The organism is Cellulomonas sp. (genome assembly GCF_965229465.1).
Lineage (GTDB): Bacteria > Actinomycetota > Actinomycetes > Actinomycetales > Cellulomonadaceae > Cellulomonas.
This window is the reverse complement of record NZ_OZ245882.1, coordinates 4,164,591-4,187,778: the sequence shown is the minus strand read 5'-3', so window position 1 is coordinate 4,187,778 and position 23,188 is coordinate 4,164,591. Positions and strand designations below refer to the sequence as shown.

The following is a 23,188-nucleotide window of genomic DNA, read 5'->3' as shown; positions in this document are numbered from 1 at the left end:
TGCGGGGTCGGACGTCAGGCGAGCGAGAGGAACAGCTTCTCGAGCTTCTGCACGTCCAGCGAGGCGGGCTCGCCGTCCTGCTCGGGCTGGGTGAGGCACTGACGCATCCCGGACGCGATGATCGCGAAGCCGGCGCGGTCGAGGGCGCGGGAGACGGCCGAGAGCTGCATGACGACGTCCTCGCAGTCCCTGCCCTCGTCGAGCATGCGTACGACGGCGGCGAGCTGGCCCTGGGCGCGCTTGAGCCGGTTGGACACCTTGGACATCTCGTCCCTGTCGAGCTCCATCGCGGACCTCTCTCGTTGCGGGTGGGTCAGCGGCAGGTGCACTGCTGGTTGCGGGGGATGTCGGCCATGACGGCGTCGACGTGCTTTCCGCAGCCGGTCCAGGTGACCTTGCCGCAGGTGGAGCAGCGGGCGGGCGAACACATGAGGTTCTCCTTCAGGCGATGAGGTCGGGGCGGACGGCGGTGAGGGACAGCCAGCCCCCGGACAGGTTGCGCGCGACCAGACCGTCGGCGAGCAGGACCCGGGTGGCGATGTGCGAGCGCACGCCGGATCCGCAGTGCACGCTGACGGGGCGGCCTTCAGCGGCTGTGCGCACCTCGTCCAGGCGTGAACGCAGCTCGGTGTGCGGGATGTGCAGCGCACCCTTGAGGTGGCCGCGATCGAACTCGCTCTGCGAGCGGACGTCCAGCACGAGGGTGTCGGCCTGCACGTCGTCCAGCTCGGCGGGGTGCCACTGCGGGGTGGTCCCGTCGAGCGCGTTCTGGGCGACGAACCCGAGCATGTTCACCGGGTCCTTGGCCGATCCGTACGGCGGGGCGTAGGCGAGCTCGAGCTCGGCGAGGTCGTCGGCGGTCATGTGGGCGCGCAGCGCGGTGGCCAGCACGTCGATGCGCTTGTCGACGCCCGCACGGCCCACCGCCTGAGCACCGAGCAGCCGGCCGTCCGGAGCGAAGCTGGCGACGAGGTGGAGCTGCTCGGCACCCGGGAAGTAGCCGGCGTGGTGCCCGGGGTGGATGCGGACCACCTCGTACGGGATGCCGGCCTCGAGAAGGGTGCGCTGGTTCGCGCCGGTGACGGCCGCCGTGAGGTCGAAGACGCGGACGATCGCGGTGCCCAGCACGGGTGCCTGCGGGGTGGTGCGACGACCGAGCATCGCGTCTGCCGCTCTGCGGCCCTGGCGGTTGGCCGGTCCGGCGAGCGGCACCGGACCCACCGCTCCGGTGACCGCGTGGATCACCTCGACCGCGTCGCCGACAGCCCAGATGTGCGGGTCGGAGGTGCGCTGGTCGGCGTCGACACGGATGGCGCCGCTCGGTCCGACCTCGAGGCCCGCGCCGCGAGCCAGCTGGCTCGCCGGACGGACGCCCACGTTGACCACGACCAGGTCGGCGCTCAGCGTGGTCCCGTCCGACAGGGAGATGTCGACGGCGTGCCCGGCGCCGGGGGTGACGGAGCGTGCCGAGACGCTCGTGTACAGGCCGACGTCGTGCGCACGGAGCTCGTCGGCGAGCAGGGGGGCCAGCTCGGCGTCCAGGGGCGGCAGGACGTGGTCGGCGAGCTCGACGACGTCGACCTCGAGACCGCGGGCCACCAGCGCCTCGACCGCCTCGAGGCCGATGAAGCCGGCGCCGATGACGACTGCGCGCGCCCGGTCGTCGCCGCTGCGACGGTCGACGAGCCCTGTCACGTGCGCGTCGAGAGTGTCGAGGTCGGGGATGGTCCGCAGGGAGTGCACGGCAGGGTGGTCGAGGCCGTCGATCGGGGGACGCACCGCGACGGCACCGGGGGAGAGCAGGAGCGCGTCGTAGGCCAGCTCATAGGAGCCGTCGACCGTGGTGACCGAGACGGAGCGGGCGGCCCGGTCGATCGCCGTGACCCGACTCCCGGTCCGCACGTCGAGCGCGAGTGCGGCACCCAGCGAGGTCGGCGTGTGCAGAAGGAGGTCGTCGCGCCGCTCGATCTCGCCGGACAGGTGGTACGGGAGACCGCAGTTGGCGAACGAGACGTAGTCCGACTGCTCCAGCACGACGATCTGGGCCCGCTCGTCCAGGCGCCGCGCTCGAGCCGCCGCGCTCATGCCACCAGCGACACCGCCGACGATGACGATCCGGCGGCGGTCGTGCTCCGAGCGAGGCTCCGTGTCGTCCATGGCATCTACGATACCCCGGGGGGTATCAGGATGGCGAGCCCCGGAGCGGTGGTCCGCCTCACGCGGCCGAGAGGCCGCGGCGCGCCCTCGATGAGAGGAGCTGGCCCCCGCTCCGCCAGCCGTCGCCGGGAGCACGAGCCATTCGTGCGGCCCCACCGTCTGCCCGGAGGTCCCACGCGGTTCAGCCGCTCGTGGGAAGAGGCACGGTGCGCGTCGCGTGTCAGGACCGCCCCGCGCGACGGCTCGCGCTTACCCTGCGACCGGCCGAGCCAGCTCCCTGTCCCCGAACCCGGCCGCCACGCACATGACGATGCCCCCTCGCGAGCCGCCGGTCCGGTCCAGGCCGCCGGCCTCCTCAGCCGCGCCGCGGGGTCGCCTGCGGCGTCGGACGGGTGCTGTCCTTCTCGCCGCGGTGATGGCGTTGACGGGTACCGGTGGCGCCAGCTACGCCGACGGCATCGACGACCGCCGTACCGAGGCGGAACGGCGCAGCCGCGAAGCCGACCGGCGGGCCGAGGAGCTGGAGGCCTCCATCGAGGGTCTCAGTGCCGAGCTGAGCCAGGCCGCGCTCGACCTGCAGGCCACCCAGGCGCGGCTGCCCGAGGCTCAGGCCGAGCTCGAGGACGCCCGGGCGGTGCTGGAGGCGACCCAGCGCGAGGCAGCCATGCTCGCCAGCCGGCTCCAGGACGCGACGGACCTGCGCGGCAGCCTCACCTCGACCATTGCCGCTGACCGTGCCGACGAGATGGAGCTCCGGGCCTCGGTGGGAGCGATGGCCCGGGAGGCCTACCGGGGTGCACCCGGGGTCTCCGCCATGGATGTGATGCTCGACGCCGAGGACGCCACCGACTTCCTCGACAACGCCCGGCTCGTCGATGCGGCGCTGCGCAGCCAGGCTCGCGTCCTGGACGAGCTGCGCCAGGTCGACGCGAACAACCGCAACAGCGAGGCCCGGCTGGGCGCTGTCACCGATCGGGTCGCCGAGCTGAAGGAGCAGGCCGAGGCGAACGTCCTCGCCGCCGCCGAGGCCCAGCGGGTCGCCCAGGCGCGCGAGGACGAGATCAACCAGCTCATCGCTGACCAGCGCGCCAAGCAGGACGCGATCGCGTCCCTCAAGACGCAGGCCGAGGCCGAGCAGACCGAGATCGACGCCGAGCGGGCCGCCATCGAGCGCGAGCTCGTCGCGATCATCGCCGAGCAACGAGCCGCTCGCGAGGCTGCCGAGGCCGCGGCACGTGCCGCCGAGGCGGCGGCGCGTGCGGCCGCCGAAGCCGCTGCGCGCGCCGCTGCCGAAGCCGCCGGGCGGGAACCACCACCACCCCCACCACCACCCGCGCCGGCGCAGGTTCAGCCTCCGGTGGGGTCAGTGTCCGGAGCTCTGTTCGCCAACCCGACGTCGATCAACCCCATGTACGTGACCTCGGAGTACGGCATGCGGCTGCACCCGATCCTGGGCTACGTGCGCCTGCACGCCGGGATCGACCTGCGCACCGGGTGCAATACGCCCCTGTATGCGCCGCGCGACGCGACCGTGCTCTGGTCGCAGTGGCGCAACGGGTTCGGCAACCAGGTCATGCTCGACTACGGCACGGTCGAGGGAAGCTCCGTGATGAGCAGCTCCAACCACCTGACCCGCTCGGTCGTCAGGGCAGGGCAGGACGTCGCCAGGGGGCAGCTGATCGGCTACGCCGGCAACACGGGTCTGTCTGGTGCGTGCCACCTGCACTTCGAGGTGTACGTGAACGGCTCCACCGTCAACCCGCGACCGCTGCTGGGCCGCTGAGGGCCAGCGGGCGAGTCGATCAGCCGCGGCCGGGGCGTGCAACGAGACCGTGGTCGCGACGACGGCGAGCGTGCCGTTCTCGCGCACGGGTGTCGCTCAACCCCCGCGAGAACCCTGGTGTCTCCATCGGGGTGATCGGCACGGAGGCATGAGGCAGGTCCGGTCCACCGCTGCCTCTGCGGTCGGCGTCGGTCCTCAACCCTCCGGTGGCACGGGCCGAGGACCGTGCTCGGAGCAGCGGTGTGTCGGGGACGTCCGGCCCGGGTCTCCGTCAGGTGCCCGGTCCTAGGCTCGGGAGATGGACCGCGGGCGGGTCGTACGGGTGCTCCCCGGCGTCGGTGTGGCCCGGAGCTACGAGCGCGCGTGGCTACGACGGGACCTGGTCGCCGGGGCGACGCTCGTCGCCGTCGCCATACCTGCCGGCATGGCGTACGCCACGGCCGCAGGGCTGCCACCGGTGACGGGCCTGTACGCGACGATCGTCCCGCTTCTCGTGTACGCGCTCGTCGGTCCGTCGCGGGTGCTCGTGCTCGGGCCCGACTCGTCGCTCGCGCCGATGATCGGTGCCGCGGTGCTGCCGCTCGCGCTCGGCGACGCCGACCGTGCGGTCGCCCTGGCCGGCATGCTGGCGGTGCTCATGGGGCTCATGCTCGTCGGCGGTCGCGTGCTGCGGCTCGGGTTCCTCACCGGCCTCCTGTCGATGCCGATCCGCGTCGGGTACATGAACGGGATCGCGCTGGTCGTCATCGCCGGCCAGCTGCCCAAGCTCCTTGGCGTCGCGGTGCCTCCCGGCTCGGTCTGGGAACACCTGGGTCAGGCGGTCACCGGCGTCGCCGACGGCCAGGTCGACGGCGCGGCGGCCGCGATCGGCCTGGGATCTCTCGCGGTCATCGTCGTGGCGCGCGCGCTGGGTGCCACCGCGAGGGGCATCGTGCTGGCGGTCGTCGGGGCGTGCGTGCTGACCGCTGTGCTCGGGCTCGCCGACCAGATCCCCGTCGTCGGCGCCCTGCCGTCGGGCCTGCCCGCACCGGCTCTCGCGGGCGTCGCACCGGCGGACGTGCTCGCACTCGTCGGTCCGGCGGCAGGCATCGCGCTCATCACCTTCGCCGACACGACCGTGCTCTCGCGCGCGCTCGGCGGCAGCCGCGGGGAGGCCGTCGACGGCAGCCAGGAGATGGGCGCGCTGGGCGCCTCGAACCTCGCGACCGGGCTGCTCGGTGGCTTCCCCGTCTCGGGCAGTGCGTCGCGCACGCCGGTCGCGGTCCAGGCGGGCGCGCGCACGCAGCTGACCGGCGTCGTGGCCGCGGTGCTGCTCGTCGTCTTCATGCTGGTCGCGCCCGGCCTGTCCGAGTACCTGCCGTCGGCGACGCTGGCCGCGGTCGTCATCGCCGCCGCGTCCTCGTTCGTCGACGTGCACACGTTCGTCCGGCTCGTGCGGATGAGCCGGAGCGACGCGGCGCTGCTGGTCGCGGCGTTCCTCGGCGTGGCGTTCGTCGGCGTGCTGCAGGGCATCGCCGTCGCCGTGGCCTTGTCGCTCGCGGTGTTCGTGCGCCGGGCATGGGAGCCGTACCGCGCCGAGCTGGTCAGCGTGGACGGTGTTCCGGGGTTCCACGACCTCAGCCGGCACCCCGAGGGCGAGCGGGTCCCGGGCCTGGTGATCGCCCGCTTCGACGCACCCCTCTTCTTCGCCAACGGCGAGGTGTTCGACACCTGGGTTCGCGGACTCGTCGCGGATGCACCCGCACCGGTGCGCCGCGTGATCATCGCGTCGGAGCCGATCACGGGCCTCGACACGACCGCGCTCGACGAGCTCGTCGAGCTGGACGACCACCTCGCCGCGCTCGGGGTCGACCTGGTGTTCGCGGAGATGAAGGGCCCGGTCAAGGACCGCCTGGTGCGCTTCGGTGTCGGCAGCCGGTTCGGGCCCGACCACTTCTATCCCACCGTGCACAGTGCCGTGCGGGCCTATCGGGCCGAGCGAGCCGGTTCGGCGGACGTGCCCGACGCGGGCTGACCGCTCCGCTGGGCGCTGTGCCGCTCCCGGCCCTCGTGCGCACGCACGCGGTCGACGTCAGCGACGCTCGCATACGCCGGTCAGTAGCCGGCGCCCCCGTCCAGGCCGGCGACGACGAGGCCCGTCGCGGACAGACCCAAGCGGGTTGCGCCCGCGTCGATGAGCGCGACGGCGTCGGCGGCCGTGCGGATGCCCCCGGAGGCCTTGACGCCCAACGCGGGACCCACGGTCGCGCGCATCAGCTCGACGGCATGCACCGTGGCGCCGCCGGCCGGGTGGAACCCCGTGGACGTCTTGACGAAGTCGGCGCCCGCGGCCACAGCCGCGAGGCAGACGCCCACGATCTGCGCGTCGTCGAGGGCCGCGGACTCGATGATGACCTTCAGCACCCCGGGGGCCGGCACGGCGGCCCGGACGGCGGCGATGTCAGCCTCGACCGCGGCGAAGTTCCCGGCCTTGGCTGCGCCGATGTCGATCACCATGTCCACCTCGTCGGCGCCCTGCTGCATCGACAGCGCCGCCTCGGCAGCCTTGACCGCGCTGTGGTGCTCGCCGGAGGGGAAGCCGCACACCACAGCGAGCCGCAGGTCCGGCGCCTCGGTGAGGTCCAGCGGCAGGAACGAGGGCGAGACGCACACCGAGTAGACGCCGAGACGCGCCCCTTCGGCGACGAACGCGGCGACGTCCGCGGCCGTGGCCTCGGGCTTGAGCAGGGTGTGGTCGACGTACTGGGCGAGCGCGGCGGCGTCGATCTCGGTGTCGGTGGCGGTGGTCGTGGTCATGGGGTTCTCCTGTCGATCTCGGCGGCTCAGACCGTCGGGATCACGTGGTCGACGATGCGTGCGCGTTCCGGGGTCCGTGCACCGAGCACTCGAACCCCACTGTGCGGGAGCACACGGCGCCCGAGGTGGGCCTTTGGGCCCTCACCGACCCAGTGCCGGAGCGCGGGCCGTGCGCATCGTCAGACGGGGAGGTGGCGTCACGCGAGTGAGAGCTGTGCGAGCTCGCCGCGGGAGCTGACGCCGGTCTTGGCGAAGCAGTTACGCAGGTGGAAGGCGACGGTTCGCGGCGACACCCAGCAGTGGGCGGCGACCTCCTTGTTCGACATCCCCTGGCTGACCAGCTGTGCGACCTGGAGCTCCATCGGGGTGAGCTGCACCAGGGTGCTGACGTCGCGGGTGCGTGCCGTCTCACCGGCTGCGCGCAGCTCGCGGGCGGCGACGGCGCTCAGGGGCGCGGCACGCAGGTCCTCGAAGTTCGCCAGTGCCCGGCGCAGGTGCAGGCGCGCGTCGACGCGATGCTGCGCGCGTCGTAGGTACTGACCGTAGGCGAGGTGCGTGCGGGCGAGGTCGAACGGTCGGGCGGCGTTCGTGTAGTGGGTCAGCGAGAGCTCGAAGTGTTCGGGTGCTCGTGCCTGCGGCGAGAGCAGCGCGCGGGCGTGCTCGACCGCTCCGAGCGCCCAGGGCCATCGGGTGCCCTCGGCGAACGGCACGAGCTCGTCCAGCCATGCGGTCGCCTGCTCGGGCTGGTCGGCGTGGACCGCGGCAGTGATGCGGTCGATCGCTGCCATCCGGGTGAGGGCAGGCACGCGCATCTGAGCGACGTGGTGGAGCGCGACGTCGGTGGCGCCCGTCTGACCAGCACGGGCGCCGTCAGCCCAACGGATCAGGTCGGCTGTCGGAGCGGCGAGTATGCCGAGCGGGTGGTGCTCGACGACGTCGTCGAGCTCGGCGCGGACCTCGGGCGCCCCGTCCTCGCCCCGGAGCGCTTGGAGCAGTACGAGCCACGCGAGCGGGGTGGCGGACGGGGCCCGCTGATCGACGCTGGTGCTCAGGCGGTGCGCCTCGGCGGAGGACCTTCCGACAGCGGACCACTGACCGGACAGGAACAGCGGGAACGCCTGGCGGGGGAGCGCGTACAGCACGGTCATCCCCGCGCCCCTCTGACGTCCGGTGTCGAGCATCGCCGCGAAGGCCTGCGCCGCCGTGGCGTCGTCGCCGAGGTGCACGGCGGCCTGTCCGAGGTGCGCCAGGAGGTCCGGGTCCGCGTCGGTGCGGTTCTGGGCGGCGCTTCTCAGGCGTTCGACGGCCTCAGGCCAGGCGTGCTGGGACGCAGCGGTCATGGCCAGCAGCAGGTCGTGCAGCGTCTGGGTGCGTGGTTCGTCCGGCCCGTGCCGGGATCGGAGCGCGACGGACGGGTCGAGGCGGAGCTCGCTGTCTCCGCCGTAAGCCGCGAGGCCTGCGGCGGCGACCGCGAGATCGAGTGCGCGACCTGGCGCCGCGTCGGCCGCGGCGACGGCCGCGGACACGAAGATGCGGTGGGCAGCGGCCGCCGACCCGACGTTCACCTCGATCCGGCCACGAAGCCGGTCGACGTCCGCGAGCAGCACGGGGTCGTCGGCCTCGATCCGGGCAGCGGTGGCGAGCGACCGGGCGCGGGTCGTCTGGCCGGCGGCCCAGGCGCTGCGCGCGGCAGAGAGCCGTCGTTCCGCCCGCAGGTCGGGGTCAGGGGAGAGCTCAGCCGCGCGCTCGAAGAGGTCGGCCGCCGAGACATGACCTCCGCGTCGTTCGGAGCGACCACCGGCGCTGTCGAGGCGGGCCGCGAGTCCCGCGTCCGGCCCGTCCGCCCCGAACGCGGCGTGCCACACCTGGCGGTCCGGTTCGCCGACGCCCTCGAGTGCTGCCGCCAGCGCGCGATGCACGTCCCGGCGCACGCTCGGGGACGCGGCCTGGTAGAGGGCCGAACGCACGAGAGGATGCCGGACCCGAAGGCTGTCCCCTTCCCGGACCATGAGGCCCGACGCTTCCGAGTCCGCCAGGGCGCGGTCCGGGATGGCGAGGATCTCGGCCGCGCGACGCACGGTGGCGACGCGTCCGGAGTCGTCGGCCGCGACGATCAGGAGGAGGCGTTGCACCGGCTCTGGCAGGCGCCGAGCGCGGTCGAGAAAGACTCGCTCCATGGCGGCGGTCATGGGCAGCGGCGTGGGCGCAGGTTCGGCCCCGTGCAGCTGGTCCAAGGTCAGGGCGGCGGAGAGCTCGACCAGGGCGAGCGCGTTCCCGCCGGCCTGACGCAGCACCCGATCGGACGCCATGGCGTCCGTGGGGCCGGCGCCCGTGTGGTCCTCGACGACTGCCCTCGCGGAGGTCTCGTCGAGCTCGCCGACGAGCAGCGAGGGCACCCCCGGGTGCGGGAACGTCGTCCCCGGCCCGTCGCGGACCGAGAACAGCAGAACGACCCGATCGGCATCCAGTCGGCGGGCTGTGAAGAGCATCGCATCGGCGGACGCGGCGTCGAGCCAGTGGGCGTCGTCCACCATCGCGAGCACGGGCTGGTGCTCGGCCGCCTCGGTGACCAGCGACAGCGTCGCGACGGCGACGAGGAACGGGTCGACCGGGTCTCCGTCCTGACGACCGAACGCGACGCCGAGAGCCCGGGCCTGTGGCGGCGGGATGCGGCTCAGCCGGCTGAGCAGCGGACGCAGGAGCCGGTGCAGGGAGGCGAACGCCAGCGGCGACTCCGACTCGATCCCTTGAGTCCGGAGCAGCGTCACCCCATGGCAGGTCTCGGCGAGGTCGTCGAGCAGCGCGGTCTTGCCCGTCCCCGGGTCGCCGTGCAGCGCCAGCGTGCCCGCACGCCCCTGCCGGGCGCCGTCGACGAGCGCGGCCAGTCGCGCTCGTTCGACGTCCCGCCCGTGCAGCACACCCCGACGCTACCCAGCCCGGCACACCGGGATCGTCCGATCCCGGCACTTTGACCGGGGCGAGCAGACCGGGCGACCGCGAGGCTCGTCTCGACGGCGATTCGGATCCCCACGGCGTCCACCATCCAGGCTGAGGAGCGCTCATCATGGCCACCACCTACGAGAACCGCGAGACGACGAAGGACTGGTCGAGCGTGCGCTCGTCCGCACGATCTGGACCCATCGGACGGGTCGTGGCCGGCTCGCTGATCAGCGGTCTCCTGACCGCGCTGCTCCTGGCCGCCGCACCCTTCGTCCCCCCGCAGGAAGCGACCATCACGGGGGCGGTGCTCTGCGGGCTCGCCCTTGGCTGGGCGATGCTCGCTGTCCTGTCGGTGCGGATGACGAACCAGCCCCAGGCCTGGGCGGCCGTCCCTGCCGTCGTCATGGGCGTCGGCGGGTTCCTCCTCCTGACGCTGGGATCGTCGGTGGACCCGGTCCTGGGCTGGGTCTGGCCGCCGGCCGTGCTGGTGCTGGTCGCCTGGATGATCGTTCAGTCCCGCCGCCACCTGCGGAGCCGGAGCCGGCGCTGGCTGCTGTACCCGGTGATCGCGATGCTGGCGGTGGCCGCGGTGGGCGGGGTGTACGAGACGCTCGGCGCAGCGACCGACCCGTCGACGTCGATGCCCGGACAGTCGATCGACGTCGGTGGGCGGTTGCTGCACCTGGAGTGCACCGGTTCCGGCAGTCCGACCGTCGTGCTGCAGCCCGGTGGCGGCGCGATGTCCGCGCACTTGGGATGGATCGCACCCCGGGTCGCAACGACTACCCGCGTCTGCGTGTACGACCGCCCCGGCCGCGGCGGCAGCGACCCGGTCGAGACCGCCCAGGACGCGACGCAGATCGCCGTCGACCTGCACGAGCTGCTGCAGGAGGCGAACGTTCCCGGCCCGTACGTGCTGGCCGGTCACTCCTTCGGGGGCCTCTACGCGCTGACGTACGCCGCCCGCTACCCCGACCAGATCGCCGGGCTGGTCATCGTCGACACGACCGCCCCCCGCGATCGACCCCTTCCTGCAGGCTCCGACCGCCCGAAGGGCTACGACCCCGTGGACCGGGTCGCCACCCTGATCTCCACCTCTGCACGGCTGGGCCTGACGCGCCTGTACGCGACGACCGAAGGTGCCGGCCTGCCGCCCGAGTCCGCGAGCGAGGTGCACAGAACCACCGCCACCGGGAGCAACCTTCGCAGCTTCCTCGACGAGTTCGCCCAGGCCAACAGCTCCATGAGCCAGGCGGCATCGTTCACCGACTTCGGCGCACGACCACTGGTCGTCCTGACCGCAGGCTCCGGCGGCGACGCCGCGCTGACCGCGAGCCACGAGCGCATCGCTCGGATGTCGAGCAGCAGCAGTCACCGCGTCATTGCCGGCGCGACCCACGACGAGCTCATCTCGGACCAGAACGACTCCAAGGCGACCAGCCAGGCGATCCTCGACGTGATCACAGCGGTTCGGGAGGCCTCGTCGGTGACCGAGTAGTGCAGGTCGGCGACGCCCTCCGTCCTGCCTCCTTGCCTCGGGCCGTCAGATCCCACGCGGGAGCTCCGTGAGGAGCGAGGGGCCCGGACCGGTGACCGGTGTCCGGGGTGGGATCCGCGCCCCCCGTCGAATACGCTCGTTGCCGGGAGCAGGACCGCACGCATCGCCGCCAGCACACCGCGACGCTGCCTCCCGAGAGGGTCTGCCGGAGGTTCGCCGTGCGACATCACCGCACCGAGACACCGAGAGAGTCGGCCGCCGACCGTCGCCCCCCGCGCGCGACGCGCCCGCTGGGCCTCGCTGTACCGGGTCGCGGCCACGTCACCCGCGACTCGATCCTCGACCTGCAGCGGACGGCCGGGAACGACGTCGCGCGACAGCTCCTCCGCGGCGCGCCGGCCGCGCGGACCACCTCGGGCATCGGGCCCGCACCGACCGTGCAACGCGCCCCGTACGGGCTGGACCGGCCGCCGAGCCAGGGAGCGTTCGTCTCCGACGCGGTCAGGCTGCGGACGACGCAGAGCCGGCTGTCCCTGCGTGACTTCGCCCGGGCGCTGAAGAAGTCGATCGCCGTCGAGCTGAGGGCAGCCGGCGTCCCGCCCGTGACGTGGAACATCGGCCCCGGAAGCGGCCCGAACGGGTCGTTCGAGTCCTCCAGCTGGACCCTGACCGTGAACACCTCGGCGTTCAGCGACCGCACGCCTCCGCCGACGACGCTCGGCCAGCTCACCGAGCCCGAGGTCACCGAGGTGGTGGGGACGCTGTACCACGAGGCGCGGCACGCCGACCAGGACGTCCTGATCATCCGGAACCTGCTCAGCCATGGTCAGCGGGTTGCTCAGGTCGCCGCGGCCACCGGGATGCCCCTGAAGGTCGTCAATGCCGTCAAGGCGGCGACGTACCCGGCCGCGCTCGACCCCGAGCTGGTGGGGCAGGCCGAGCGCATGTTCGCCGTGATGTACGGCCCGCACAAGCAGTTCCTCGAGTTCCTCATCAAGCACGGCTCCGCGTTCGTCGGGCTGGACGACTTCGCCGGGGGCGCCACGCCGGGGACCACCGCGCCGCACGTCGCGACGTTCGCTGCATGGCAGGCAGGTGCCCTGCGGCTGCACCTCCAGCAGCTTGCAGCGCTCAAGCAACCGACCCCGGTCGAAGCTGCTCTCCGCGCACGGCTGCGGGCGGTCGACGCCGTCCTCACGTTGTTCCTCACGCAGTGGAACGCCCTCACGACCAACCCGGCGAGCGTCGACATCGACGACGTCCGCGACCTCGCCGTCCGGGTGCGCGACGAGGTCCTTGCGACGTACAAGAGCCTCGAGGGCGAGATGGACGCCTTCAGGCTGGACGACGCGGTGAAGGCGGCGTTCGCCACCGCGCTTGCTGCCGCGAAGGCGAAGGCGGCGGCGGCGGCGGCGACCTCGAAGCCCAAGCCGAAGCCGAAGCCGAAGGGGAAGCCGTAGCCGGGCATCCCGCACGCAGAACGGCCGTTCCGCAGGGAGAAGTACGACGTCCGCGCAGGCCGTCATACCTCGAAGATGTAGCCCATCCCGGGCTGAGTGATGAGGTGCCGCGGGTGAGCCGGGTCCCGCTCGAGCTTGCGTCGGAGCAGTGCCGAGTAGACGCGAAGATAGTTGGTCTCGTCGGAGTATCCAGGTCCCCAGACGTCCTGGAGGAGCTGGCGGCGCCCGACGAGGCGGCCGCGGTTGCGTACCAGCACCTCGAGCATCGACCATTCCGTCGGGCTGAGCCGCACCTCGACGCCGTCCCGCAGGACGCGCTTGCGGGCGAGGTCGATGGTGAGCTCGCCCGCAACCACGACGGCGTCGTCCGAGTCGGTGGGTGGGGTCGCCCGGCGGACCGCGGCGCGCAGGCGGGCGAGCAGCTCGTTCATGGCGAACGGTTTGGTGACGTAGTCGTCGGCGCCGGCGTCGAGGGCGTCGACCTTGTCCTCGCCGTGCTGCCGCGCGGACAGGACGACGATCGGGACGCGGCTCCAGCCACGGATGGCGGTGATGACGTCCAGCCCGCTCATGTCGGGCAGGCCGAGGTCGAGCAGCACGACGTCAGGGGCGTGCGACGCGGCGCTCGAGATGGCTGATGCCCCGTCGCCGGCGGTCGTCACGTCCCAGCCGGACGCGCGCAGGGTGATCGACAAGGCATGGGCGAGGCCGGGTTCGTCGTCGACCACCAGGATCTTGTTGCCCGCCATCACGGACCTGCCTCGGCGAGGGGGACGGTCACGAGCATGGTCAGGCCGCCCCCTGGGGTGTCCTCGACGCTCAGCTCGGACCCGACGGCCGTCGCGAGGCCATCGGCGACCGCCAGACCGAGGCCGAGACCGGTGCCGGTGGTGTCACCGAGGCGCTGGAAGGCGTCGAACATGTGGTCCTTGAGCTCGTCCGGGATGCCGGGACCCTTGTCGACGACACGCACGACGATCCCACGCCCGACGGTCGAGGCGCTGACGACGACAGGGCTGTCGGCGGGTGCGTGGCGGACGGCGTTCGAGACGAGGTTGGCCACGACCCGCTCCAGCAGTCCCGCGTCGGTGTGCACCAGGGGCAGGTCGTCGGGGACGTCGAGGACGACTGTGCCGGGGGAGTAGCCCTCGACCGCGAAGGGCACGATCTCGTCGAGGCTCGTGGCACGCAGCACGGGACGGACGCTGCCGGTCTGGAGGCGGGACAGGTCGAGCAGGTTGTCGATCAGTCGTTCCAGCCGCGCGGTCGACTCTTCGAGCGTGCCCACGAGCGCGGCCCGGTCGGCCTCGTCGAGGTGCAGGTCCGTCGAGGTGAGGCCGTCCACCGATGCGCGGATGGTCGCCAGGGGGGTGCGCAGGTCGTGCGAGACGGCGGCCAGCAGAGCAGTGCGGGTGGCGTCCGCCTCGCCGAGGATCCGCGCCTGCTCGGCCTGGGCGCGCAGCCGTTCCTGCTCGAGCACGATGCCGACCTGCGAGGCGAAGGCCTCGAGCACGCGGCGGTCGCTCGCAGGCAGGACCCGACCGGTCAGGGTGAGCACCCGGTTCTCGTCGACGACCAGGACGGCGGTCGCGGTCTCGGGGTCGAGGGCGGGCTCGGCGCCGTCGGTGGACAGGACGTCCCACCGGGATCCGTTCTTCGACAGGAGCGCGACGGCTTCGAGCGTGAACGTCTCGCGCAGTCGCGCCACCAGCGCGGCGGCCGTGTCCTCGCCGGAGAGCACCGACCGGGAGACGGCGGCCAGCGCAGACGCCTCGGCCCGTGCGCGGAACGCCTCGGTCGTCCGTCGAGCGGCGACGTCCACGACCGAGGCGACCCCGGCTGCCACCAGCACGAACACGCCGAGGGCGAGTGCGTTCTCTGGCTCGGCGATCGTCAGCCGGCCGGTCGGCAGCGTGAAGAACCAGTTGAGCAGGAGGAAACCGACCACGGCGCTGACGATGGCCGGCCACAGTCCGCCCACCAGCGCGACCAGGACGGTGAGCGCGAGGAAGAGCATCAGGTCGGTGGGAAGGCTGACCAGGTCGCGCGCGGCGCCGAGCGCGACGGTGAGCAGCACGGGTCCGACGAGAGCGAGGACCCAGCCACCGATCCGGCGCGGGCGCGACAGTGCGGACGCTCGACCGGCATGGCGGCGGCCGGAGCGGGCGCGCTCGTGGGTGACCAGGTGGACGTCGATCATCCCGGCGAGGCGAGCGATCTCGGTGCCGTTGCTCTCCCGGACCGCCTCACGCCAGCGGCTGCGCCGGGAGACCCCGACGACGACCATGGTGGCGTTCACACCGCGCGCGAAGTCGACCACGGCGGTGGGCACGTCCTCGCCGACGACGGTGTGGAACGTGCCACCGAGGGACTCGACGAGGCGGCGCTGCTCCGCGATCCGAGCCGGCGGGGCGCTGGGCAGGCCGTCGGTGGCCAGGACGTGGACGGCCAGGAGCTCGGAGCCCGCGGCCCGTTGGGCGATCCGGGCGCCGCGGCGCAGCAGGGTGTCCCCCTCCGGACCGCCGGTGACGGCGACGACGACGCGTTCGCGCGCCGGCCACGGCGACTCGATCCTGTGCTCGCGGCGGTAGGTGGTCAGCGCGTCGTCGACCCGGTCCGCCAGCCACAGCAGCGCGAGCTCGCGCAGGGCGGTGAGGTTGCCCACCCGGAAGTACTGGGTGAGGGAGGCGTCGATCTGCTCGGCCCGGTAGACGTTCCCGTGCGCGAGCCTGCGGCGCAGCGCTTCCGGGGGGAGGTCGACGAGCTGGACCTGGTCGGCGTCCCGCACCACGTGGTCGGGCACGGTCTCGCGCTGCTTCACGCCGGTGATGGCCTCGACGTCGTCGTTCAGCGACTCCAGGTGCTGCACGTTGACCGTCGTGACGACGTCGATGCCGGCGTCGAGGATGTCGTGCACGTCCTGCCAGCGCTTCGGGTGCAGGCTTCCCGGGACGTTGGTGTGCGCGAGCTCGTCGATCATCGCGACCTGCGGCGCCCGGGCGAGGACGGCCTCGACGTCGAGCTCGGTGAACTCGCTGCCGCGATGGGTCAGCGCTCGCCGCGGCAGCACCTCCAGACCCTCCAGCAGCGCGGCGGTCGCGAGCCTGCCGTGCGCCTCGACGAGGCCCACCACCACGTCGGTCCCGCGGGACAGCCGCCGGTGGGCCTCGTCGAGCATCGCGTACGTCTTGCCGACACCGGGAGCGGCGCCGAGATAGACGGTCAACCGACCCCGACGCGGGCGGTCCGCCCCCGAGCCATCGTCGTCGGGCCTGATCATGAGCCCAGTGTCTCCAGGGCGAGGTTGAGGCGCAGGACGTTGACCCGCGGCTCGCCGAGCACGCCGAGATCACGCCCGACCGTGACGGTGTCAACCAGCGCGCGCACGTCCTGCTCGGAGATGTCGCGAGCCCGCGCGATCCGGGCGACCTGCAGCTCGGCGTAAGCGGGGGAGATGTCGGGGTCCAGGCCCGACGCTGACGCGGTCAGTGCGTCCGCCGGGACGCTCTCCGGGTCGACGTCCTCCTCGGCGGCGACCGCGGTGCGGCGTTCGTCGATGGTGGCGACGAGGTCCGGGTTGAGCGGTCCGAGGTTGGACCCGGCCGAGGCCAGGGTGTCGTATCCGTCGCCTGCGGCGGACGGGCGGGGGTGGAACCACAGCGGCCCGTCGAACGACTGGCCGATCAGCAACGAGCCGACCGGGTCCTCCGCGCTGGTCACATGCTCACCCGAAGCGGACACCAACGACCCGTCGGCCTGCCAGCGGAACAGCAGCTGGGAGACCCCGGTGACGGCCAGCGGGTAGACCAGGCCGAGGACCACAGTGAGTACGAGCAGCACCCGCAGCCCGGCCCAGGTCTGACGGGCGAAGGAGACGGTGTCGGAGCCCGTGGAGTGGTGCGGGCGCAGGACGGTGGTCATCAGGACATCCCCAGGGCGGTGACGAGCAGGTCGATGAGCTTGATCCCGAGGAACGGGGCGATGACGCCGCCGAGGCCGTAGACCAGGAGGTTGCGGCGCAGCAGCGCGGACGCCGACGAGGGCCGGTACCGGACCCCGCGCAGCGCCAGCGGCAGCAGCGCCACGATGATCAGCGCGTTGAAGATGACGGCCGACAGGATCGCCGACTGCGGGCTGCTCAGGTGCATGACGTTCAGCACGCCGAGCTGCGGGAACGCCACGACGAACATCGCGGGCAGGATCGCGAAGTACTTCGCGACGTCGTTGGCCACCGAGAACGTCGTGAGGGCGCCGCGGGTGATGAGCAGCTGCTTGCCGATCTCCACGATCTCGAGCAGCTTGGTCGGGTTCGAGTCGAGGTCGACCATGTTCCCGGCCTCCTTGGCCGCGGTCGTCCCCGTGTTCATGGCGACCCCGACATCGGCCTGCGCGAGTGCGGGTGCGTCGTTGGTGCCGTCCCCGGCCATCGCGACCAGTCGCCCGCCCTCCTGCTCCCGACGGATCAGCGCCAGCTTGTCCTCCGGGGTGGCCTCCGCGAGCACGTCGTCCACGCCCGCCTCGGCGCCGATGGCCTTGGCAGTCAGCGGGTTGTCGCCGGTGACCATGACGGTCCGGATGCCCATGGCACGCAGGGCGTCGAACCGCTCACGCATGCCCTCCTTCACGACGTCCTTGAGGTGGATCACCCCGAGCACGCGCGCCGGGCGGTCGCCCAGCTGCTCCGCGACGACGAGCGGTGTACCGCCGGAAGCGGAGATCGCGTCCACCGTGGCAGCGACGTCGTCGCCGGCGTTCCCACCGGTGGACCGCACCCAGTGGGTGACGGCGGCGGCGGCTCCCTTGCGCACGAGGCGCGCGGGGCGGTCGGTGCCGGCGGGGAGGTCCACGCCGCTCATCCGGGTGCGGGCCTGGAACGGCACCAGCGCGGCGCCGACCAGGTCACCCTCGGGTCGCTCGCGCAGCCCGAACCGTTCCTTGACCAGGACCAGGACCGAGCGGCCCTCGGGGGTCTCGTCGGCCATCGACGAGAGCTGCGCGGCGTCGGCGAGCAGCGCCGGGTCGATGCCGGCCGCGGGGAGCAGATCGGCGGCCTGGCGGTTGCCGAGCGTGATGGTGCCGGTCTTGTCCAGCAGCAGGACGTCGACGTCGCCGGCGGCCTCGACGGCGCGGCCGGACATCGCGAGCACGTTGCGGCGCACGAGGCGGTCCATGCCCGCGATGCCGATCGCGGACAGCAGCGCCCCGATGGTCGTCGGGATCAGACAGACCAGGAGTGCGACCAGCACGATGAGTGGCTGCCGGGCGCCCGAGTAGACGGCGAACGGCTGCAGGGTGACCACCGCGAGCAGGAAGATGATCGTCAGGGTGGTGAGCAGGACGTTCAGGGCAACCTCGTTGGGGGTCTTCTGCCGCTCCGAGCCCTCGACCAGCGCGATCATCCGGTCGACGAACGTCTGGCCCGCGGGCGCGGTGATGCGCACGACGATCCGGTCGGACAGTACGACCGTGCCACCCGTGACCGCGGACCGGTCCCCGCCGGACTCCCGGATGACAGGGGCGGACTCGCCGGTGATGGCGGACTCGTCGACGCTCGCGACGCCGTCGATGACGTCTCCGTCGCCGGGGATCGTCTCTCCGGCAACGACGATGACCACGTCGCCGACCTTGAGGGTGGACGAGGCGACCTGGACCGTCACGTCGCCGGAGACGACCTTGCGGGCCGTCGTCTCGCGCTGTGTCGCGCGCAGGCTCGCCGCTTGAGCCTTCCCGCGGCCCTCGGCCACGGACTCCGCCAGCGTGGCGAAGACGACCGTGAGCCAGAGCCAGACCGCGATGGACCACGCGAACGGGCTCGGCTCGGCGATGGCGAGCACGGTGGTGAACGCGGCGCCGACCTCGACGACGAACATGACGGGGGAGTCCCACAGTCGGCAAGGGTCCAGCCCCCGGAGGGCACCCGGCATCGCGGCGGCGAGCTGCCGCGCGGACAGCGTCGACGCGGCGGCCGGCACGACGTGCGGCGTGGCCGCCGGCTTCTCGACAAGGGTGGTGCTCATGACAGGGACTCCACGACGGGACCGAGGGACAGGACGGGGACGAAGGTGAGGCCGACCACCACGAGGGTCACGGTCACCAGGAGGCCGACGAACAGCGGGGTGTGCGTCGGCAGGGTGCCGGCACCTTCCGGGGTCGTCCTCTGGTGCGCGAGGCGTCCGGCGAGGGCCAGGACGAGCGCGATGGGGACGAACCGGCCGATGAGCATCGCCAGGCCGAGCAGGGTGGTGTAGAACGGCGTGCCGCTGGTCAGCCCACCGAACGCGGAGCCGTTGTTGTTCCCGGCGGAGGCGAACGCGTAGACGACCTCCGAGAGCCCGTGTGGACCGCCCTGCAGCTGCCCGGCCAGCCCGGCGGGCGTCGAGATGGCGACGGCGGAGCCGATCAGGACGACCGCGGGCATCGTCAGCACGTACAGCGCGACGAGGGTGATCTCCTGGCGGCCGATCTTCTTGCCCAGGTACTCCGGGGTGCGCCCGACCATGAGCCCGGCCAGGAACACCGCGACGATGATCAGCACGACCATCCCGACCAGTCCGCTGCCGACACCGCCGGGGGAGACCTCACCGAGCAGCATCCCGAGCAGCGCGACGCCGCCGCCCGGCGCAGTCAGCGAGTCGTGCGTCGAGTTGACCGCACCGGTCGAGGTCATCGTGGTCGACGCGGCGAACAGGGCAGAGGCAGCCTCACCGAAGCGGACCTCCTTGCCCTCCATCGCGCCACCGGCGGCCGCGGGGGCCAGGCCGGGCCCGGCCATCTCGGCCCAGGTGAGCAGGCCGACTGCGGTGACCCACAGGGTCGACATCGCGGCGAGGATCGCCCAGCCCTGCCGGCGGTCGCCGACCATGCGGCCGAACAGGCGCGGCAGCGTGAACGGGATCAGCAACATGAGGACCACGGCGAACGCACTGGTCCACGGTGTCGGGTTCTCGAACGGGTGCGCGGAGTTGGCGTTGAAGAACCCGCCGCCGTTGGTGCCCAGCTGCTTGATGGCCTCCTGGGAGGCGACCGGCCCACCGAGCACCGACTGGGTGCCGCCCGCGAGGGTCGTGATCTCGGTAGGGGCGTTCAGATTCTGGATCACTCCTCCGGCCACCAGCACCAGCGCCGCGACGAACGCCAGCGGGAGCAGGATGCGGACCGTGCCCCGCACCAGGTCGGCCCAGAAGTTGCCGACCCGGCCGTCGGTTCCGGACCGCGCGAACCCCCGGGCCAGGGCGGCGACGACGGCCAGACCGACGGCTGCGGACAAGAAGTTCTGCACGGCGAGCCCGGCCATCTGCATGAGGTGCCCGATGGCGGCCTCACCGGAGTACCACTGCCAGTTCGTGTTGGTGACGAACGAGACGGCGGTGTTCCAGGCGCCGGCCGGGTCCAGCGGCGTCATGCCGATGCCGAGGGGAAGCCGGTCCTGCAGGCGTCCCAGGCCGAACAGGAGCAGGACCGACGCGAGGGAGAACCCGAGCAGGGAGAGCAGGTAGGTGCTCCACCTCTGCTCGGCGTCGGGGTCAACCCGCATGACCCGGTAGCCGGCGCGCTCGACGGCGAGGTGCCTCGTCGAGGTCATCACCCCGAACATGTAGTCGCCGAGCGGCTTGTGCGCGGCAGCCAGCACCAGGACGACGATCCCGATCTGACCGACCGCGGTCCACGTCGCGCTCATCGGACCTTGTCCGCACGCAACAGCTGGACCACCAGGTACACCAGGAGTGCGCCGGCGACGACGAGGCCGGCGACGTCGAGCCCGCTCATGAGTGGTCAGCCCGGCGTGCGAGCAGCGCGACGGCGGCGAAGAACACCACGGTCAACGCGAGGAAGGCCACATCGGCCATGGGTCTCACTGCACCTTCGACGACGGACGGAGGACCACTCGCGGGGTCTCCCGACGGCCCGCACCGGGGCCGCACCCGTTGGTCTACGCCTTCGTCAGCACGTCAGCGGCAGCCTTGACGGCTTGTTGACGGTGCACCGTGTGGTCTTAGCGCAACCTTGTCGTCACGGCGTCGTCGCCTCGCCTGTGGGGGTGAGCTGTTGCCAGGACGGTTCGCGACGGCCGGGGTCCTTCGTAGCGTCGGCCACCAGCCTGGTCATCGGGATGGGCACGGTCCTGCGTCACCGTCTCGGAACACTGGCCGACCGAGATCCCGGATCCATCTCCGTCGACGTGATCCCCGCGGCGCCTACATGCGGCGCGGCTTGGTGCCCGAGTGGTCCGGCAGGCGGCGGCGTTGCCAGGCGTCGATGATGTGCGAGTACATCGCGTGCTCAGCGGCCTCGGTGGTGCGGGCCTCGATCGTCGCGAACACTGCTTCGTGCTCGCGCAGCGTCCGCTCGTGGAACGACGGCGGTGTCATCCCGTGGTACCGCGCGCTGTCGCGCGCCCGCTCGAACAGGGACCGGGCGATGCTCTCGGCGAGGCGGTTGCCGGAGATCTCCATGACGATGTCGTGGAAGCGCACGTCGGACGCGCCGAAGGCGGTGGGGTCGTCCAGCGACGCGCGCATGGACTCCAGGGCCTGTCGCAGCGTCTCGAGCTCCTCCGACGAGCGGACGCGGGCGGTGTCGGCGGCCATGGCGGCCTCGAGGCGGGCGCGGACGACGCTGAGCTCGTCGAGAACTCCGAGCGTCTCGTCGTGCGCGATGAGAGCCGTCAGGACGACGCGGTCCATCATGTTCCACGATCGGGTCGGCTGCACCGTGGTCCCGCGACCCTGACCGACCGACACCAGGCCCTTTTCCTCCAGTCGCTTGACCGACTCGCGCAGCACAGTCCGGCTGACCCCGAACTGCTTGGCGAGCGGGACCTCCGGCGGCAGCGTGTCGCCAGGCGCGAGCTGCCCCGTGACGATCACGTTGACCAGCGCCTCCACGACCGCCACGCCCAGGCGTTGCGCAGGCATCCGATCCTGGATGGAAGGGATGCGCGGGCCCTCTGCGGCCGGGTCAGGAACGGTCATGGCGGGAGTATATGCGGAGGCAGCTACTGTGTAGACGTGTGATGTATGCTCTTTTCGTGGCGGCACTGCGGCCGACCGAGCGCCGAAGAGGACATGTGAGCGAATGAGAATCACCGCGTACCGGACCGTGACGACACTCCAGGACTGGGGGCGCCCCGTCGGCGATGTCAACGGCTTCATCCGGGACGGCATCACCGAGGTGCCGATCGTCATCCTCGAGACGGACGAGGGCCTCGAGGGGATCGGTGTCGGGTCGCACGTGGACATCGACCGCGTCTTTCCTGCGATCGAGGGCGAGGACCCGCGCGCGGTGGTCGCGCTGTACGACCGCATGCTGGCCCGTGTGTTCAAGGGCGGGCACGTGGGTGCGACATTCGGCGGCATCGGCGCACTGGACATGGCGCTCTGGGACTTGAAGGCGAAGATCGCCGACGAGCCGCTATGGCGCACTCTCGGGGCGCGCGACCGGTTCGTGCCCGCGTATGCCTCGGCGCTGGAGATCGCGATCCCCGACGACGAGCTCAGCGACCTGTACGGCGAGTGGGTGGCGCGCGGGTTCACGAGCGTCAAGGTGAAGGGCGGCCTGAACCTGGACAGCGACCTCGTCAGGTTGGCGCGCGTGCGCGACATCTTCTCGGTCAACACGCCCCGACCGGGCATCATGCTGGATGCCAACGAGTCCTGGAACCGCAAGCAGGCGATCCGATACATCCACGCTGTCGAGGAGAAGGTCGACCTGTCCTGGGTCGAGGAGCCGTTGCGGCGGTGGGACGCCGACGGCATGGCAATGGTCAGTCGCGCTGTTCGCGCGGGGGTCGCCACCGGCGAGAACCTCACCGGGCTGGAGCAGTTCAAGCCGCTTCTGGACGCTGGGGCCGTCGACATCGTCCAGGTCGGCAGCATGTGGGGGATCACGCACTTCCTGCGTGTCGCGGCAGTCGCGCACAGCCGCGACCTGCCCATCAGTCCTGTCGGGTCGACGGCGAACCCCGTCTTCCATGCCGCCGCGGCCGTTCCGAACCACCTCTCGGCCGAGTTGCAGGACCTCGGAGCCCCGCTCGGCATGACGGTGGACTATGAGATCGCCGATGGCGGCATCGTGCTCGGGGACAAGCCCGGTCACGGCACGACGATCGATGAGACGCGGATCGCCCGGGCTGTGCCGCTGGACGGGTGGGCCCAGACGGACGGGCCGCACGTCCGCCCCGACCGCGCCGGCCTGCGACTCGTGCCTGAGTCGCGATCGGACGGCCCTCGTCAGAGCGGTCGATAGGCGTCGTTGGCTCTCTCACGGCCACTGGCTCGTCCCGTTCGTCGTCGCGGACGACGAACGGTGTGCGACCCCTCTGGCTGAGGCGCTCGTGACGGGCGGCCTTCCGGTCGCGGAGTTGACACGTCGCATCCTCGACCGAGCCCGGCACGATGAAGCCGTCGTTGTCGAGCCCCGCCGGCCGTGGGTTCGGACGGATGAGGCGACCGACCTTGGTGGACACGACGAAGTCGTCTCGGGGGAGTCCCTGCAGCACCGCTCCCCAGCGGTGCTCGGACAGGCCCAGGCCGTAGTGCGGCGCGGGTGTCGACG

General features: G+C 72.1%; 15 protein-coding genes. 5 read left to right on the top strand and 10 right to left on the bottom strand.

Annotated elements, in window-relative coordinates; genetic code table 11:
* Positions 1-14: 14 nt before the first annotated feature.
* Together ACO06A_RS19815 and ACO06A_RS19810 are read right to left on the bottom strand one after the other, a co-directional pair.
* A complete protein-coding gene (locus ACO06A_RS19815) occupies positions 15-287 on the bottom strand; it encodes a metal-sensitive transcriptional regulator (protein ID WP_421733888.1) in 273 nt (90 codons plus the stop codon).
* 154 nt (positions 288-441) lie between these two features.
* Complete coding sequence (locus ACO06A_RS19810) at positions 442-2,157, bottom strand: FAD-dependent oxidoreductase (RefSeq protein ID WP_421733887.1); 1,716 nt, start codon at positions 2,155-2,157, stop codon at positions 442-444.
* Between the two features lie 415 nt (positions 2,158-2,572).
* Between ACO06A_RS19810 and ACO06A_RS19805 the strand changes: the two genes are divergently transcribed.
* Positions 2,573-3,940, top strand: a complete 1,368-nt coding sequence (locus ACO06A_RS19805) for a peptidoglycan DD-metalloendopeptidase family protein (protein ID WP_421733886.1) — start codon at positions 2,573-2,575, stop codon at positions 3,938-3,940.
* 298 nt (positions 3,941-4,238) lie between these two features.
* Positions 4,239-5,954, top strand: coding sequence for a SulP family inorganic anion transporter (locus ACO06A_RS19800; protein ID WP_421733885.1), 1,716 nt, complete (start codon positions 4,239-4,241; stop codon positions 5,952-5,954).
* An 80-nt stretch (positions 5,955-6,034) separates the two neighbouring features.
* Here the strand turns inward: ACO06A_RS19800 and deoC are convergent, their stop codons facing one another.
* Together deoC and ACO06A_RS19790 are read right to left on the bottom strand one after the other, a co-directional pair.
* Positions 6,035-6,736 (bottom strand): deoxyribose-phosphate aldolase, encoded by a 702-nt coding sequence (gene deoC / locus ACO06A_RS19795; RefSeq protein ID WP_421733884.1) that lies wholly within the window; start codon positions 6,734-6,736, stop codon positions 6,035-6,037.
* Positions 6,737-6,933: 197 nt separating this feature from the next.
* Positions 6,934-9,654 (bottom strand): helix-turn-helix transcriptional regulator, encoded by a 2,721-nt coding sequence (locus ACO06A_RS19790; protein WP_421733883.1) that lies wholly within the window; start codon positions 9,652-9,654, stop codon positions 6,934-6,936.
* Between the two features lie 146 nt (positions 9,655-9,800).
* Here ACO06A_RS19790 and ACO06A_RS19785 point away from each other — a divergent pair, with 146 nt between their 5' ends.
* Positions 9,801-11,174 carry an alpha/beta hydrolase gene (locus tag ACO06A_RS19785; protein ID WP_421733882.1) on the top strand — a complete coding sequence of 458 codons (1,374 nt, stop codon included), beginning with the start codon at positions 9,801-9,803 and terminating at the stop codon, positions 11,172-11,174.
* 218 nt (positions 11,175-11,392) lie between these two features.
* Positions 11,393-12,634, top strand: a complete 1,242-nt coding sequence (locus ACO06A_RS19780; protein ID WP_421733881.1) for a hypothetical protein — start codon at positions 11,393-11,395, stop codon at positions 12,632-12,634.
* 62 nt (positions 12,635-12,696) lie between these two features.
* Here ACO06A_RS19780 and ACO06A_RS19775 read toward each other — a convergent pair whose 3' ends face one another.
* The 6 genes from ACO06A_RS19775 to ACO06A_RS19750 all read right to left on the bottom strand — a co-directional run bounded on the left by ACO06A_RS19775 (position 12,697) and on the right by ACO06A_RS19750 (position 21,606).
* Entirely contained in the window at positions 12,697-13,383 is a 687-nt protein-coding gene (locus ACO06A_RS19775) for a response regulator (RefSeq protein WP_421733880.1), read from the bottom strand.
* Entirely contained in the window at positions 13,383-15,914 is a 2,532-nt protein-coding gene (locus tag ACO06A_RS19770) for an ATP-binding protein (protein WP_421733879.1), read from the bottom strand. Before ACO06A_RS19770 ends, ACO06A_RS19775 begins: the two co-directional genes overlap by 1 nt.
* Complete coding sequence (gene kdpC / locus ACO06A_RS19765; RefSeq protein WP_421733878.1) at positions 15,911-16,555, bottom strand: potassium-transporting ATPase subunit KdpC; 645 nt, start codon at positions 16,553-16,555, stop codon at positions 15,911-15,913. Before kdpC ends, ACO06A_RS19770 begins: the two co-directional genes overlap by 4 nt.
* The gene (gene kdpB, locus ACO06A_RS19760) at positions 16,555-18,651 is read right to left on the bottom strand and encodes a potassium-transporting ATPase subunit KdpB (protein ID WP_421733877.1); all 2,097 of its coding nucleotides are present in this window, start codon (positions 18,649-18,651) and stop codon (positions 16,555-16,557) included. Before kdpB ends, kdpC begins: the two co-directional genes overlap by 1 nt.
* Positions 18,648-20,312 carry a potassium-transporting ATPase subunit KdpA gene (gene kdpA, locus ACO06A_RS19755; RefSeq protein WP_421733876.1) on the bottom strand — a complete coding sequence of 555 codons (1,665 nt, stop codon included), beginning with the start codon at positions 20,310-20,312 and terminating at the stop codon, positions 18,648-18,650. The genes kdpB and kdpA overlap by 4 nt, the downstream gene beginning before the upstream one ends.
* Positions 20,313-20,829: 517 nt before the next feature.
* Positions 20,830-21,606 carry a FadR/GntR family transcriptional regulator gene (locus tag ACO06A_RS19750; RefSeq protein ID WP_421733875.1) on the bottom strand — a complete coding sequence of 259 codons (777 nt, stop codon included), beginning with the start codon at positions 21,604-21,606 and terminating at the stop codon, positions 20,830-20,832.
* Between the two features lie 103 nt (positions 21,607-21,709).
* Here ACO06A_RS19750 and ACO06A_RS19745 point away from each other — a divergent pair, with 103 nt between their 5' ends.
* Positions 21,710-22,879 carry a mandelate racemase/muconate lactonizing enzyme family protein gene (locus tag ACO06A_RS19745; RefSeq protein ID WP_421733874.1) on the top strand — a complete coding sequence of 390 codons (1,170 nt, stop codon included), beginning with the start codon at positions 21,710-21,712 and terminating at the stop codon, positions 22,877-22,879.
* The last annotated feature ends 309 nt before the right edge of the window (positions 22,880-23,188 follow it).

Excerpts from the sequence above, each read along its gene's own strand:
- ACO06A_RS19815 (WP_421733888.1), bottom strand. The coding sequence starts at position 287 with ATGGAGCTCGACAGGGACGAGATGTCCAAGGTGTCCAACCGGCTCAAG.
- ACO06A_RS19810 (WP_421733887.1), bottom strand. The coding sequence starts at position 2,157 with ATGGACGACACGGAGCCTCGCTCGGAGCACGACCGCCGCCGGATCGTC.
- ACO06A_RS19805 (WP_421733886.1), top strand. The coding sequence starts at position 2,573 with ATGGCGTTGACGGGTACCGGTGGCGCCAGCTACGCCGACGGCATCGAC.
- ACO06A_RS19800 (WP_421733885.1), top strand. The coding sequence starts at position 4,239 with ATGGACCGCGGGCGGGTCGTACGGGTGCTCCCCGGCGTCGGTGTGGCC.
- deoC (WP_421733884.1), bottom strand. The coding sequence starts at position 6,736 with ATGACCACGACCACCGCCACCGACACCGAGATCGACGCCGCCGCGCTC.
- ACO06A_RS19785 (WP_421733882.1), top strand. The coding sequence starts at position 9,801 with ATGGCCACCACCTACGAGAACCGCGAGACGACGAAGGACTGGTCGAGC.
- ACO06A_RS19775 (WP_421733880.1), bottom strand. The coding sequence starts at position 13,383 with ATGGCGGGCAACAAGATCCTGGTGGTCGACGACGAACCCGGCCTCGCC.
- ACO06A_RS19770 (WP_421733879.1), bottom strand. The coding sequence starts at position 15,914 with ATGATCAGGCCCGACGACGATGGCTCGGGGGCGGACCGCCCGCGTCGG.
- kdpC (WP_421733878.1), bottom strand. The coding sequence starts at position 16,555 with ATGACCACCGTCCTGCGCCCGCACCACTCCACGGGCTCCGACACCGTC.
- kdpB (WP_421733877.1), bottom strand. The coding sequence starts at position 18,651 with ATGAGCACCACCCTTGTCGAGAAGCCGGCGGCCACGCCGCACGTCGTG.
- kdpA (WP_421733876.1), bottom strand. The coding sequence starts at position 20,312 with ATGAGCGCGACGTGGACCGCGGTCGGTCAGATCGGGATCGTCGTCCTG.
- ACO06A_RS19750 (WP_421733875.1), bottom strand. The coding sequence starts at position 21,606 with ATGACCGTTCCTGACCCGGCCGCAGAGGGCCCGCGCATCCCTTCCATC.
- ACO06A_RS19745 (WP_421733874.1), top strand. The coding sequence starts at position 21,710 with ATGAGAATCACCGCGTACCGGACCGTGACGACACTCCAGGACTGGGGG.